This window comes from Oerskovia douganii (genome assembly GCF_015142735.1).
In the GTDB taxonomy this organism is placed as follows: domain Bacteria; phylum Actinomycetota; class Actinomycetes; order Actinomycetales; family Cellulomonadaceae; genus Oerskovia; species Oerskovia douganii.
This window is the reverse complement of record NZ_JACSPN010000005.1, coordinates 83,584-97,375: the sequence shown is the minus strand read 5'-3', so window position 1 is coordinate 97,375 and position 13,792 is coordinate 83,584. Positions and strand designations below refer to the sequence as shown.

Annotated in this window: 10 protein-coding genes; 9 read left to right on the top strand and 1 reads right to left on the bottom strand. The window is 73.5% G+C overall.

Annotation, left to right across the window (positions count from 1 at the left end):
• Positions 1–114: 114 nt before the first annotated feature.
• From H9623_RS05765 to H9623_RS05750, 4 genes are all read left to right on the top strand, one after another.
• The gene (locus tag H9623_RS05765; protein WP_193719111.1) at positions 115–987 is read left to right on the top strand and encodes an HpcH/HpaI aldolase/citrate lyase family protein; all 873 of its coding nucleotides are present in this window, start codon (positions 115–117) and stop codon (positions 985–987) included.
• 119 nt (positions 988–1,106) lie between these two features.
• Positions 1,107–1,784 (top strand): CoA transferase subunit A, encoded by a 678-nt coding sequence (locus H9623_RS05760; RefSeq protein ID WP_407671851.1) that lies wholly within the window; start codon positions 1,107–1,109, stop codon positions 1,782–1,784.
• 1 nt (position 1,785) lies between these two features.
• Complete coding sequence (locus H9623_RS05755) at positions 1,786–2,490, top strand: 3-oxoacid CoA-transferase subunit B (protein WP_193719109.1); 705 nt, start codon at positions 1,786–1,788, stop codon at positions 2,488–2,490.
• Positions 2,487–3,647, top strand: a complete 1,161-nt coding sequence (locus H9623_RS05750) for an acetyl-CoA C-acyltransferase (RefSeq protein ID WP_193719108.1) — start codon at positions 2,487–2,489, stop codon at positions 3,645–3,647. The genes H9623_RS05755 and H9623_RS05750 overlap by 4 nt, the downstream gene beginning before the upstream one ends.
• 91 nt (positions 3,648–3,738) lie before the next feature.
• Here the strand turns inward: H9623_RS05750 and H9623_RS05745 are convergent, their stop codons facing one another.
• Positions 3,739–6,615 carry a lysylphosphatidylglycerol synthase transmembrane domain-containing protein gene (locus tag H9623_RS05745; protein ID WP_227748238.1) on the bottom strand — a complete coding sequence of 959 codons (2,877 nt, stop codon included), beginning with the start codon at positions 6,613–6,615 and terminating at the stop codon, positions 3,739–3,741.
• A 126-nt stretch (positions 6,616–6,741) separates the two neighbouring features.
• On the opposite strand from H9623_RS05745, the gene H9623_RS05740 reads away from it, so the two are divergent.
• The 5 genes from H9623_RS05740 (at position 6,742) to H9623_RS05720 (ending at position 13,686) form a co-directional block, all read left to right on the top strand.
• Positions 6,742–7,761 (top strand): HdeD family acid-resistance protein, encoded by a 1,020-nt coding sequence (locus H9623_RS05740; protein WP_193719107.1) that lies wholly within the window; start codon positions 6,742–6,744, stop codon positions 7,759–7,761.
• Positions 7,762–8,013: 252 nt separating this feature from the next.
• A complete protein-coding gene (locus H9623_RS05735) occupies positions 8,014–9,651 on the top strand; it encodes an ABC transporter substrate-binding protein (RefSeq protein WP_193719106.1) in 1,638 nt (545 codons plus the stop codon).
• Positions 9,652–9,798: 147 nt separating this feature from the next.
• Complete coding sequence (locus tag H9623_RS05730; RefSeq protein WP_193719105.1) at positions 9,799–10,911, top strand: ABC transporter permease; 1,113 nt, start codon at positions 9,799–9,801, stop codon at positions 10,909–10,911.
• Position 10,912: 1 nt separating this feature from the next.
• Positions 10,913–11,962 (top strand): ABC transporter permease, encoded by a 1,050-nt coding sequence (locus tag H9623_RS05725; protein ID WP_227748237.1) that lies wholly within the window; start codon positions 10,913–10,915, stop codon positions 11,960–11,962.
• Entirely contained in the window at positions 11,959–13,686 is a 1,728-nt protein-coding gene (locus H9623_RS05720) for a dipeptide ABC transporter ATP-binding protein (protein WP_193719104.1), read from the top strand. Before H9623_RS05725 ends, H9623_RS05720 begins: the two co-directional genes overlap by 4 nt.
• Positions 13,687–13,792: the final 106 nt, after the last annotated feature.

Below are 13,792 nucleotides of genomic sequence, written 5' to 3'. Positions count from 1 at the left end.
CGCGTCGGGCGAGGCGACCGTGCCGGGCTCGACCGCCGCGACCGCCCCGACCACCGCCACGGGCGGGCCGGGCGCGGAGGGGCGCTCCGGCGTCGGGCCGGGGGGCGGTGCCCCGTGACGACGTTCGACCTGGGGCCCGCGCTCCTCTTCTGCCCCGCCGACCGGCCCGACCGCTACCGCAAGGCCCTCGATCGCGCCGACGCCGTGATCCTCGACCTTGAGGACGCCGTCGCGCCCGACCGCAAGGCCGCTGCGCGCGACGCTCTGCTCGCCGAACCCCTCGACCCCGAGCGGACGATCGTGCGGGTCAACGCGGTCGGGACCCCGGAGCACGCCGCCGACCTGGTCGCGCTCGCGCGCACCGCCTACCGGACCGTCATGGTGCCCAAGGCCGACGAGCGGCTGCCGCTCGACCTGGGCGGGCTGCGCGTGGTCGCGCTGTGCGAGACCGCGGCGGGCGTGCTGGCCGCGCCCGAGCTGGCCCGACGCCCCGGCGTCGCCGCCCTCATGTGGGGGGCTGACGACCTGGTCGCGTCCCTCGGAGGGACGTCGAGCCGCTTCCCCGACGGGACGTACCGGGACGTCGCCCGCGCCGCACGGTCCGCGGTGCTGCTCGCCGCGGGAGCCGCTGGGGTCGCCGCGATCGACGCCGTGCACCTCGCGATCGAGGACCTCGACGGGCTGCGCGCCGAGGCCCTCGACGCCGCGGCCGTCGGGTTCGCCGCGACCGCGTGCATCCACCCCTCGCACGTGCCCGTGATCCGGTCCGCGTACGCGCCGCCCGCTGAGGCCGTCGCGGCGGCGCGCGCGCTGCTCGCCGCCGCCAGGGCGCACGAGGGCGTGTTCACGCACGACGGCGTCATGATCGACGGCCCCTCGCTCCGGCACGCCGAGGCCGTGCTGCGGCGTGCACGCGCGGCCGACGACGCAGGCCACGCGGGCGAGCCCGCCCCCGAGTCCCTCCGCACAGGAAGCAGGCAGACATGACGACCGACCGGTTCGGACAGGACGGCGGGGGACCGGCCGCCGCGGCGACCCCGCGCCCGCCCGGGGTCCAGCACCACCACGACGCCGCGAGTGCGCTCGACGGCCTGCTCCGCGACGGCATGACGATCGCGGTCGGCGGGTTCGGGCTGTGCGGCATCCCGTCGGACCTCATCGAGGCCGTGCGCGACTCGGGCGTGCGCGGGCTGACCGTGGTGTCCAACAACATGGGCGTCGACGGCAAGGGGCTCGGGCTGCTGCTCGAGAGCGACCAGGTCGACAAGGTCCTGTCGTCGTACGTGGGCGAGAACAAGCTGTTCGCGCAGCGGTACCTCGACGGCGACCTCGAGGTCGAGTTCGTGCCGCAGGGCACGCTCGCCGAACGGCTGCGCGCGGGCGGCGCGGGCATCCCCGCGTTCTACACCGCCACGGGCGTCGGGACCCCGGTCGCGGAGGGCAAGCTTGTCGAGGAGTTCGACGGGCGGCGCTACGTCCTGGAGCGCGGCATCGTCGCCGACCTCGCCCTGGTGCACGCGCACCGGGCCGACGCCTACGGCAACCTCACGTACCGGTTCACCGCCCGGAACTTCAACCCCCTCGTCGCGACGGCCGGTCGCGTCACGGTCGTCGAGGCCGAGATCCTGACCGCCGCCCCCCTCGACCCCGACGTCGTCGTCACGCCCGGGATCTTCGTCGACCGGGTCGTGCCCGCGCGGCCACGCGTCAAGGACGTCGAGCAGCGCACGGTGCGCCCGCGCGGCGCGGCCCCCGCCGCGGCGACCGCAGGACAGGAGGCCTGAGATGCCCTGGGACCGGGACCAGATGGCCGCGATCGCCGCGGCCGAGCTGCACGACGGCGACTACGTCAACCTCGGGATCGGCATCCCGACGCTCGTCGCGAACCACCTGCCGCCCGGCGTCTCGATCACGCTGCAGAGCGAGAACGGGATGCTGGGGATCGGCCCGTTCCCGGTCGAGGGCGAGGAGGACGCCGACCTGATCAACGCGGGCAAGCAGACCGTCACGGCCCTGCCGGGCGCGAGCTACTTCGACTCCGCGACGTCGTTCGCCATGATCCGGGGCGGGCACGTCGACATCGCGATCCTCGGAGCCCTGGAGGTCTCCGAGACGGGCGACCTGGCCAACTGGACCGTGCCGGGGAAGCTCGTCAAGGGCATGGGCGGGGCCATGGACCTCGTCGCGGGAACGCCCCGGATCGTGGTGCTCATGGACCACGTGGCACGCGACGGGTCGCCCAAGCTCCGGCGCACGTGCGGGCTGCCGCTCACGGGCGAGGGCGTCGTGGACCGGATCATCACCGACCGTGCGGTCTTCGACGTCGTCCCCGGCCTCGCCGGGACCGGCACCCCGCGCCGCCACCTCGTGCTCCGCGCGGTCGCCCCCGGCGTGACCCTCGACGAGGTGCGCGCCGCGACCGAGGCGGGCTACGCCGTCGGGCTGGAGGACGCCGGGGCTGCCGCCCCGGCAGGACAGGAGGAGTCATGACCGTCATCGCCGGATACGCGCGCACGCCCTTCGTGCGGTTCGACGGCGCCTTCGCGACCGTCCCCGCCGCGGTCCTCGGGGCCCACGCGCTGAGTGCGGCGCTCGCGGACGCGGGGATCGGGCCCGACGACGTGCAGATGGTCCTCGCCGGCCAGGTGCTCCAGGCCGGGGCGGGCCAGAACCCCGCACGGCAGGCCGCCGTCGGGGCGGGCGTGCCGTACACGGTGCCCGCGATGACGCTCAACGCCGTGTGCCTGTCCGGCATGGAGGCCGTGGTGCAGGCGCACCGGCTCGTCACCGCGGGCGAGGCGCAGGTCGTGGTGGCCGTGGGGCAGGAGTCCATGAGCCTCGCGCCGCACGCGTGGGTCGGGTCCCGTGCGGGCCGGAAGCTCGGCGACGTGACCCTCGTCGACACGCTCGCGCACGACGGGCTGCGTGACGCGTTCGAGCAGGACTCGATGGGCCTCAGCACCGAGCGGCACGGCGAGGGGCTCGCGATCAGCCGTGAGGCGCAAGACGCGTTCGCCGCGTCGTCGCACGCCCGCGCCGCCGCCGCGGCCGACTTCCTCCGGGGCGAGATCGCGCAGTTCCAGGTGCCCGGGCGGGGCGGGAGGCTCGTCGAGGCCGACGACGGCGTGCGCCCCGACACCACGGTCGAGGGCCTGGCACGGTTGCGCCCCGCCTTCCGCGAGGACGGCACCATCACGGCCGGGAACGCCTCGCAGATCTCCGACGGCGCCGCAGCACTGGTGCTCGTGAGCGACGAGGAGGCCGCACGGCGCGGACTGGCGGGTGCCCGCATCCTGGGGCACGCCCTCGTCGCAGGACCGGACGTCTCGCTGCACGCGCAGCCCGCCAACGCGATCCTCGCGGCCTGCGCGCGGGCCGGGCTCGGCGTCGACGAGCTGTCCGCGATCGAGATCAACGAGGCGTTCGCCGCGGTGGCCCTCGCGTCCGTGGACGCGCTGGGCGTCGACCCCGCGATCGTCGACGCCCACGGGGGCGCCATCGCGCTCGGCCACCCCATCGGGGCGTCCGGGGCGCGGATCGTCGGGCACCTGGCTCGGCGGCTCGCGGCCCTCGGCGACGAGGCCGTGGGGGCGGCGGCGCTGTGCGGCGGCGGCGGGCAGGGCTCGGCGGTGGTGCTGCGCGCGTAGGGCCGACGACTGCGGCGGGTGCGGGCCTCCGGGACCGGGGGGCCCGACGCTCAGGCGCGCCTGGCCGGGGGCCGGCTGAGGGGAGGGCGCGCTACAGGTCGCCCTTGCGCTGCAGGTACCGCATCGCGGCCCAGCCGATCGGGATGCGCGCCCAGTACGTCGCGACGCGGAAGAGGATCGTGGCCGAGGTGGCGAGCGGGCTCGAGACGCCGGCGGTCGTGAGCCCCAGGATGAGGGCGGTCTCGATCGCGCCCAGGCCACCGGGGGTGGGGACCGCAGCACCTGCCGCGTTGCCGACCAGGTAGATCACGGCGACCTCGATGAGGGTCAGGTTCACCCCGAACGCCGCGAGCGCTGCGTCGAAGGCCAGCACGTAGCCCAGCGTCATGACGATGTTGCCGCCGACGCCCACCGCGAGGCGGCCCGGCTGGCTCAGCATCTCGGACAGGCGGGGCCACACCTGCTGGAGCATCGGGCGGAGCTTCGCGACCGCCCACCGGCGCACGGCCGGGACGAGGAGCGTCGCGACCACGGCCAGGGCCACCCCGGTGATGGCGATCAGGACCGTCGTCGAGGGCAGGTTGACCAGGCCGCCCGAGCCGGTCGAGACCGACAGGATCGCCAGCAGGAGGATCGTCACGACGAACTGCGACACCTGGACCAGGGCCACGGTCGCGACCGCCATGGGCGTCGAGACGCCGCGCTTGGTCAGCATCCGCAGGTTGAGCGCCGCCGGGCCGATCCCCGCGGGGGCCGCGAGGGCCACGAACGAGCCCGCCATCTGGGTCAGCGTCGCCCGCACCATGGGGAGGTTCACGGGCGAGAAGGCCACGAAGGTCAGGGCCGCACCGAACCACGTCAGGACGCCCAGGGCGAACGAGACGACGGCCCACCAGGGGTTGGCCGAGCTCACGGCCTCGGCGATCTCCTGGAAGTTGATCGTCGTGACGACCACGGTCACCGCGACGATCGTCAGGGTCAGCGTGATGATCGTCCGGGCCCCGAATCGCGTGATGCGCTGGGGCTCGACGTCGGTCTCCGGCAGTCGCTCGACGAGCGCTGCGCGCAGGTCCTTGAAGAGCTCCTTGTTGGCGCGCATCTCCTCGCGCGTGCTCACGGGCAGCGCGATCGACTGGAGCAGGGGGCCGATCGCCGCGATGTCCTCGTTGGGCAGCACGCTCACGGCCGAGGCCACGGCGCGCTGGGCGCCCACGCGCAGCGCGAGCAGCGCGACCATCTGTGTGAGGTCCATGCGGCGCGAGAGCTCGGAGGACGCGATGTCGCCCTGCTCCCAGCCGGTCAGCCAGACCTTGACCTCGGAGTCGTCGGGGCCGACCGCCGGGTCGTCGGGGTCCGCGGGCGCGGTGGACCCCTCGGCGGTGCCCGCACCCGGACCGGTCCCGGCGGGGTGGGTCGCGGCGCCGCCGGGCTCGCCCCGGCTGACGAGCATGACGTCGGAGGTGAGTGCCCGGTGCGAGAGCCCGGCGTCGTGCGCGAGCTGGATCTGGTGCCACGCCTCGGTGAGGACGGCGTCGGTGACCTCGTCGTCGGGCAGGTCGCGCAGCGACACGGCGCCCACGGCGTGCTCCTGGACGAGGATCATCGAGTCGTCGGCCTCGGCCACGCCGAGCAGCCGCGGCGTGCGGACGCCGGCCGCGCGGGCCGCGTAGGCGAGGAGGGCTGTGCGCTCGGCGACGGCCTTGAGCGAGATCGCGGCGCGGCCCTCGATGCCGCGCAGCCGGAGCGAGCGCCAGAACCGGGTGATGACGCCCACGACCTGCCGGTCGCCGTCGAGCACCACGACGTCGCGGCGCACGCCGTCCTCGGTGAACATCGCGTAGACGCGGTTGTCGCCGGACCGGGTGAGGGCGATCGCGGCGGGGTCCGACGGGGCCTCGGCGGGCTCGCGGACGCCCTCGCCGAGTGCTCCGGACAGGTGGTCGCCCGCGATCCGCGCGTCGGCGGTCAGGGCCGAGTCCTCGTCGGACCCGGCGATGCGGACCACGCCGACGTGCACCTCGCCCGTGATCTCGCCCTCGGCGTTGACCTCGGTGATGGGGTCCTCGGCGGCCTCGGCGAGCTCGGCCGGCTGGGACACGTCGCGCACGCGCACGAGCGCGGTGGGCGAGTAGCCGGCACGTCGTACGCCGTCGACCAGGTGGGGACCGTACGCGCGCTCGCTGCGCACGCCGGACACCCAGCGCACGGTGTTGCCCGCGATGCGGCCCAGCAGGAGGGTGATGATCACGCCGGGCAGCGAGACCTGGGCCGTGATGAGGACGACGCCGAGCGCGACGAACAGCAGGTTCCAGGACCAGGCGACCGTCCGGCGCCGGGTGCGGGGACCCGCTGCGGTCAGGAGCCCGCTGATCGCGGCGACGTACCAGGGGATGCTGATGGCCCAGACGCCCTGCTTGCGGACCGAGAGCCCCTGGATGAGGTCGTCGGACCCGAACGTCAGCACCGAGAAGGTGAGGGCGATGCCGAGCAGCATGCCGACGGCTGCCGCGGCGATCGACTCGACGACCTGGCGGCCGAGCTTGCGGATGCCGAGCTCGATGAGGACGGCCGTGGGGATCACGAGGGTCACGAGCCCCTCGAGGACCGCGACGGGGATGATGAGGATCGTGGCGAGGAGGTCGGAGAACCCCTGGACGTCCTCGGCGACGCCCGCGGTGGTGCCGTGCGCGTAGACCGACATGAACATGACGAGCGCGATGCCCAGTGCGCACAGCACGATCCCGACGAGGTCGCTGGGGTGGCGGACGCGCGACTCGGGGGTGTCGACGATCCGGACGGTCGGGTCGGTCCCGTCGCCCACGGGGCGCGGGGTCGTGAGGAACGCCCGGAGGGATCGGGGGTCGGGCGCGGCGGGCTCGGTGCGGCCGCGGGCACCGACCTCGTGGACCTGAGGGCCTGGCTCCGCCGCCGCCGCGGGTCCGGCTGGGTCGTGAGCGCGCGCGGGCATGCTTGCGAGTCTAGGGCGGGAGGTCCCGGGAGGCGCGGTATTTCGCCACTTTCGACGGGTGATTTGCCCGCTTGGTCCTGGTGTTCGGCGCCCTTCGGCGCGCGAGTGTGACCAACCTCCAGCACCATGAACCGCAGGCAGCGCTCCCACGCCGGGTCGCCCCGGCAGAGCGCACGACGCGGACGGCGGTGGCTCGTGGCACGAGGCAGGGCACGGAGCAAGGCACGGAGCGAGGACGCGGCGGGCCTCCCGGAGCAGCCCCACGCGTTCAAGAACGTCTGGTGGCTCCCGGTCGTGCGGGGCGTCGCCCTGGTGGTCCTGGGGCTGCTGCTCATGATCCAGCCGCTCGAGCAGCTCGAGACGCTGCGATGGGTGTTCGGCGCGTTCCTCGTGGTGGACGCGGTGCTCGTCGCGGCCCAGGGGCTGGCGCACCGCCGGCAGGTGGGGTGGCGGTGGTGGCTCGCGCAGGCGGTCGTCGACGTCCTGTTCGCGCTCGCGGTGACGTTCTGGCCGGACCTGAGCGTGGTCGCGCTCTACTACGTCCTGGTCGTGTGGGTCCTGGTGCTGGGGGTCACGGCGATCGTCGGGGCGGCGGGCCTGGTGCGCAACCGCGACCTGGGGTGGTCGTGGATGCTCACGTTCGGGATCGTGTCGGCGCTGTTCGGCCTGCTGCTCGTGACGCGCCCGGTCGACGCCGGAGACGTCCTGAGCCTGACGGTCGTGGTGTTCGGGCTGTACGCGTTCGTCGCGGGGGCGATCCACGTGGTCTCGGGCTTCGGGGTGCGGTCGGTCGCGCGCGAGCTCGCGGACCTGCGGGCCCGGGCGGTCGCGGCGGGGGTGGTCGTGACGGGAGGGTCGGTGCTGGGGGCGGGGCCGTCGGCACCGGTGGTCGCGGAGGCCGCGGCAGCGCCCGCCCCGGTCGGGGGAGGTCAGGCGGGCCCGACGGCGGAGATCACCCCGGGCGGCGAGGTCCAGGTCGGCGAGGTCCCGGGCGCAGCGGCGCCGGGGGAGGCGGCCCCGGGGGAGGCGGCCCCGGGGGAGGCGGCCGAGACGGGAGGCGTGGCCGCGCGTGACGTCGCGCCCGAGGAGGTGACCCGGCCGCCCGAGCCGGGGTCCGACGTCGGGCAGGGGACGTCCGGTCGGTGAGCGGCCCGCTCCGAACAGGGCGTGACGCACCGGAACGTACTCCTGGGTAACTTCACCCTGTGATCCGTCTCACCATGTGGAGGCGGGAGTTACGACCCGGTAACAACATGACCGGAACCGCACCATCTCGCCCTTCGGGGGTGCTTGACCGAAACAACGATGTGTTAGACATCACGCACCTTGGTCACAGTGCCAGGCCGTGGGAGCGCCACCGCGCCCCTGCCCCAGGACCCCGAAGAAGAGGTGTGACGGATGACGACCGTTTCCAGGAAGCGGCTCCTCGCCGCAACGGCGGGCCTCGCCGTCGTGACGTTCACGCTCACGGCGTGCGGCGACGGCGGCAACGACGACGGCGGCGGCAACGCGAGCGCGGGCGGCGCGCTCACCATCGGCACGACCGACAAGGTCACGACGCTCGACCCGGCCGGCTCGTACGACAACGGGTCCTTCGCGGTCATGAACCAGGTGTACCCGTTCCTCCTGAACACCCCGTACGGCAGCCCCGACGTCGAGCCCGACATCGCGGAGTCGGCCGAGTTCACCGCGCCCACCGAGTACACCGTCAAGCTCAAGCCCGGCCTGACGTTCGCCAACGGCAACGAGCTCACGTCCTCGGACGTGAAGTTCACGTTCGACCGGCAGGTCGCGATCAACGACGAGAACGGCCCCTCGTCGCTGCTCTACAACCTGGCCAGCGTCGCCGCGCCCGACGACACGACCGTCGTCTTCACGCTCAAGTCGCCCGACGACCAGGTCTTCCCGCAGATCCTGTCGAGCCCCGCCGGCCCCATCGTCGACGAGGAGGTCTTCGCGGCGGACGCCCTGACGCCCGACACCGAGATCGTCGCCGGCAAGGCGTTCGCGGGCCAGTACTCGATCGCGAGCTACGACTTCAACAACCTCGTGTCCTACGAGGCCTTCGCCGACTACCAGGGCGTCCTCGGCCCGGCCGCGACCGCCAAGGTCAACACCAAGTACTACGCCGACGCGTCCAACCTGAAGCTGGACATCCAGGAGGGCAACATCGACGTCGCCTTCCGCAGCCTGTCCGCGACCGACATCGACGACCTCCGGGGCAACGACAAGGTCAAGGTCGTCGACGGCCCGGGCGGCGAGATCCGCTACATCACGTTCAACTTCGACTCCCAGCCGTACGGCGCGAAGGCCGAGGGGGCGGACCCCGCCAAGGCGCTCGCCGTGCGCCAGGCCGTCGCAGACCTGATCGACCGCGACGCCATCGCGACCCAGGTCTACAAGGGCACCTACACGCCGCTGTACTCGTACGTCCCCGCGGGCCTGACCGGCGCGGTCGAGCCCCTCAAGGAGCAGTACGGCGACGGCCAGGGCGGTGCCGACGCCGACGCGGCCAAGGCGCGCCTCGAGGCCGCGGGGGTCACGGTCCCCGTGGCGCTCGACCTGCAGTACAGCAACGACCACTACGGTCCGTCGTCGGGCGAGGAGTACGCGCTCATCAAGGACCAGCTCGAGGAGAGCGGCCTGTTCGCGGTCAACCTGCAGACCACCGAGTGGGTCCAGTACTCCAAGGACCGCACGGCCGACGTCTACCCCGCCTACCAGCTCGGCTGGTTCCCGGACTACTCCGACGCCGACAACTACCTGACGCCGTTCTTCCTCCAGGAGAACTTCCTCGCGAACCACTACTCCGACCAGGAGGTCAACGACCTGATCCTCCAGCAGGCCGCCACGCCCGACGCGGCAGCCCGCACGGCCCTCATCGAGGAGATCCAGACCAAGGTCGCCGAGGACCTCTCGACCGTGCCGTACCTCCAGGGTGCGCAGGTCGCGGTCGTCGGAACGGGCGTCGAAGGGACCGAGGACACGCTCGACGCGTCCTTCAAGTTCCGCTACGGAGCCCTCTCCAAGGGCTGACCCCACAGCGCTCGGGGTGGTCCGGCCGACGGCGTCCGGCCCGCCCCGAGCACTCTCGCCGGGGCTCCCGTCACGGGAGCCCCGGGCCCGCGCAGCAGGACCGCAGGCCACCGAGCAGCGCGGCTCGGACCACGACGAACGGACGACATGACCACGACGACCGACCAGGTGACCACGGCCGACCCGCCGGGCACCGGGACCTCCCGCTCCACACCCCCGCGGAAGAAGACGTCCGGAGGAGGTGGGCTGGGGCGGTACGTCCTGGTCCGGTTCCTCCTCATCATCCCGACCGTCTTCATCCTCGTGACGACCGTGTTCGTCGTCATGCGATCGACGGGCGACCCCATCACGGCCGCGCTCGGCGGGCGCCTGCGGGCGGACCAGCTCGCCGAGCGCATCCACGAGGCCGGGTACGACCGTCCGCTCGTCGTCCAGTACCTCGAGTACCTGGGCGGGATCGTGCGCGGCGACTTCGGGACCACGATCAGTGACAACCGTCCGGTGTCCGAGGTCCTGACGACCTACGGCGCCGCGACGCTCGAGCTCGCGGTCTACGCGCTGATCATCGCGTTCCTGGTCGGCGTGCCGCTCGGGCTCGTCGCGGCGCACCACCGGGACCGGATCCCCGACGCCGTCCTGCGCATCTTCGCGATCCTCTGCTACGCGACGCCCGTGTTCTTCGCGGGCCTCCTGCTCAAGCTCGTCTTCTCGGTCGGTCTCGGGTGGTTCCCCGTCGCGGGCCGAGCGTCCACGGGCGCCGAGCTGCAGATGATGGCGCTGCCCGACCCGTCGGGCTTCTACGTCGTCGACGCGATCCGCACGGGCGACCCCGCGGTCCTGGGCGACGTGCTCCTGCACGCCGTCCTGCCGGGCGTGGCGCTGGGCCTGCTGACGGCGGGGGTGTTCCTGCGCCTCGTGCGCACCAACGTGATCGGCACGCTCGCGACCGACTACGTCGACGCGGCCCGCTCGCGCGGCGTCTCCGAGGGCCGGCTCGTCCGCACGCACGCGTGGCGTCCAGCCCTCATCCCGATCATCACGGTCATGGGCATGCAGATCGCGATGCTCCTGGCCGGGGCCGTCCTGACGGAGACCACGTTCGAGTGGAAGGGCCTGGGGTTCATGCTCGCGCAGTACCTCCAGGCCCGTGACTTCGTCGCGGTCCAGGGGATCGTCGTCCTGCTGGCCGTGATCGTCGCGGTCACGAACTTCCTCGTGGACGTCCTCGCGGCGCTCATCGACCCGAGGGTGAGGTACTGACATGGCCCGCCGACTCTCCTGGGGCCGCCTGCCCGTCGTCCACCAGCTCCGGCAGAGCGTGGGCCTGCAGCGCGGCATGCTCGTCGCGGGCCTGGTCGTCACGGCGATCTTCCTGCTCACCGCGATCGCCGCGCCGTGGCTCGCGCCGTACGGCTTCAGCCAGCTCCGCGCGGACGGTGTCCTGTTCGGGGCGCAGCAGCCGCCGTCGGCCGAGCACCTGCTCGGCACGACCGTGGGCGGGTACGACGTCCTGTCGCGCGTGATCTGGGGCGCGCGGACCGCCGCCCTGGTGATCGTGGTCGCGATCGCGGCGTCGATCGTGGTCGGGGTCCTGCTGGGCCTGGTCTCGGGGTACTTCGGGGGCTGGCTCGACCGCGTCCTCGTGGTCGTGTGCGACGCGATCTACGCGTTCCCGTCGCTGCTCCTCGCGATCCTGCTGGCGATCGTCATCAGCGGCGGCCAGTCGGACCTGTGGGGCGGCAGCCTCGCCGCCGCGTTCTCGATCACGGTCGTGTTCATCCCGCAGTACTTCCGCGTGATCCGCGCGGAGACGGTGCGGATCAAGGCCGAGGCGTTCATCGACTCGGCGCGCGTGATCGGGACGCCGCACCGCCGCATCATGGGCCGGCACGTGCTGCGCAACGCGACGCGCACCCTCCCGCTCATCGTGACGCTCAACGCGTCGGAGGCGATCCTCACGCTCGCGGGGCTCGGCTTCCTGGGCTTCGGCATCGAGCCGACGGCGGCGGCCGAGTGGGGCTACGACCTCAACAAGTCGTTGTCCGACGTGACGAGCGGCATCTGGTGGACCGCGCTCTTCCCGGGCCTCGCGATCGTGCTCGCGGTCCTGGGCATCACGCTCGTGGGCGAGAGCCTCAACGACCTGGCGGACCCGCGCCTGCGCAGCCGCCGGGCGGCCGCGGTCGGTGCGGGCGAGGTCGCGGAGACGTCGGTCGTGCCGGGCGGTGCGCTGACGGCCGGCCCCGCGGGGCTGGGCGGTCTGGAAGGTTCGGGGACGCTGGGCGACGAGGGAATCGAGGTGCGCCCGTGAGCGCGCAGGCACCAACCACCGGCCCGACGGCGTCGCGCGCCTCGGGTGCGGTCGTCACCGTCCGGGACCTCACGGTCTCGTTCGCGACCGACGCCGGACCGATCCTCGCCGTCGACGGCGTGGACCTCGAGGTGGCACCGGGCGAGGTGCTCGCGGTCGTCGGCGAGAGCGGCAGCGGCAAGACCGTGACCGCCAAGACGATCCTCGGCCTGCTCCCGGAGACCGCGACGGCGCGTGGCGCCGTCGTGCTCGCGAACAAGGCGGGGACGAGCGAGTCCGACGTCGTGAGCCTGAGCCGCTCCCAGCTGCGGGCCGTGCGCGGCACGGACGTGGCGATGGTCTTCCAGGAGCCGTCGGCAGCGCTCAACCCGGTCTTCACCGTGGGGTGGCAGATCGTCGAGGGGCTGCGGGCGCACCGGCGCGTGCGGCGCGCCGAGGGGCGCGAGCAGGCGATCGACGTGCTGCGCCGGGTCGGCATCCCCGACCCCGAGACGGCTGTGGACAAGTACCCGCACCAGTTCTCCGGCGGGCAGAAGCAGCGCGTCGTGATCGCGATGGCGCTCGCGCTCGACCCCGGGCTGATCGTCGCCGACGAGCCGACGACCGCGCTCGACGTGACCGTGCAGGCCGAGATCCTGGACCTCCTGCGGCGCTGCCGCGACGAGTTCGGGACGGCGATCGTCCTCATCACGCACAACATGGGCGTGGTCGCGGACCTCGCGGACCGCGTGGCCGTGATGTACCAGGGCAAGGTCGTCGAGCAGGCCGACGTCCGGACGCTGTTCGCGGACCCGCAGGCCGAGTACACGCGCACCCTCCTCGCGGCCGTGCCCCGCGTCGGTGGCGGCGTGGTCAACGCGGCCGCCCGCGTCGAGGCGCGTGCCGAGGGGTGGGCCGAGGGTGCGCCCGTGGTCGTGGCCCAGGGGCTGCGGATCGAGTACCCGGGCCGGTTCCGCAAGCCCGCGTTCCTCGCGGTCGACGACGTCGACCTGACGATCCGCCCCGGCGAGGTGCTGGGGCTCGTGGGGGAGTCGGGCAGCGGCAAGACGACCATCGGCCGGGCGATCGGCGGTCTCACACCCGTCACGGGCGGGTCGCTCTCGGTGCTCGGCGTGGAGATGTGCGGTGCGCGCGAGCGTGCCGTGCGGCCCGTGCGGCCGCGCATCGGGTTCGTGTTCCAGGACCCCGCGTCGAGCTTCAACCCGCTCCTCACGATCGCCGAGTGCGTGGCCGAGCCGCTCGTGGTGCACGGCCGGGCCGCTGACGCGGCGGACGCGCGCGGCCGGGTCGACGAGCTGCTCGAGTCGGTCCAGCTCCCGCGCTCGTACGGCGACCGGTACCCGCACGAGCTCAGCGGCGGGCAGCGTCAGCGCGCGAGCCTCGCCCGGGCGCTCGCGCTCGACCCCGAGCTGCTGGTCGCGGACGAGCCGACGTCGGCGCTCGACGTGTCCGTGCAGGCGCGCGTGCTCGAGCTGTTCGCCGAGCTCCAGCGAGAGCTGGGGTTCGCGTGCCTGTTCATCAGCCACGACCTCGCGGTCGTGGACCTGCTCGCGGACCGGATCGCGGTGCTCTACCGGGGCCGGCTCGTCGAGGAGGGGACGTCGGCCGAGGTCCTCGGGGCGCCGCGGCACACGTACACCAAGCAGCTCCTGGCGTCGCTGCCCGTGCCGGACCCGGTGCTCCAGGCCGAGCGCCGGGAGGAGCTGCGGGCGCTGCGGGTCTGAGGGCCCGCGCGCCCGCGCGCTGAGTGCGGAGCAGTTGCTGCCGAACAGGAGTTCTGACGACAACTGCTCCGCACTCGGCGGCGCGTGGGTGGCCTGGCGGCGGCGG

Excerpts from the sequence above, each read along its gene's own strand:
- H9623_RS05760 (WP_407671851.1), top strand. The coding sequence starts at position 1,107 with ATGACGATCGCGGTCGGCGGGTTCGGGCTGTGCGGCATCCCGTCGGAC.
- H9623_RS05755 (WP_193719109.1), top strand. The coding sequence starts at position 1,786 with ATGCCCTGGGACCGGGACCAGATGGCCGCGATCGCCGCGGCCGAGCTG.
- H9623_RS05750 (WP_193719108.1), top strand. The coding sequence starts at position 2,487 with ATGACCGTCATCGCCGGATACGCGCGCACGCCCTTCGTGCGGTTCGAC.
- H9623_RS05745 (WP_227748238.1), bottom strand. The coding sequence starts at position 6,615 with ATGCCCGCGCGCGCTCACGACCCAGCCGGACCCGCGGCGGCGGCGGAG.
- H9623_RS05740 (WP_193719107.1), top strand. The coding sequence starts at position 6,742 with ATGAACCGCAGGCAGCGCTCCCACGCCGGGTCGCCCCGGCAGAGCGCA.
- H9623_RS05735 (WP_193719106.1), top strand. The coding sequence starts at position 8,014 with ATGACGACCGTTTCCAGGAAGCGGCTCCTCGCCGCAACGGCGGGCCTC.
- H9623_RS05730 (WP_193719105.1), top strand. The coding sequence starts at position 9,799 with ATGACCACGACGACCGACCAGGTGACCACGGCCGACCCGCCGGGCACC.
- H9623_RS05725 (WP_227748237.1), top strand. The coding sequence starts at position 10,913 with ATGGCCCGCCGACTCTCCTGGGGCCGCCTGCCCGTCGTCCACCAGCTC.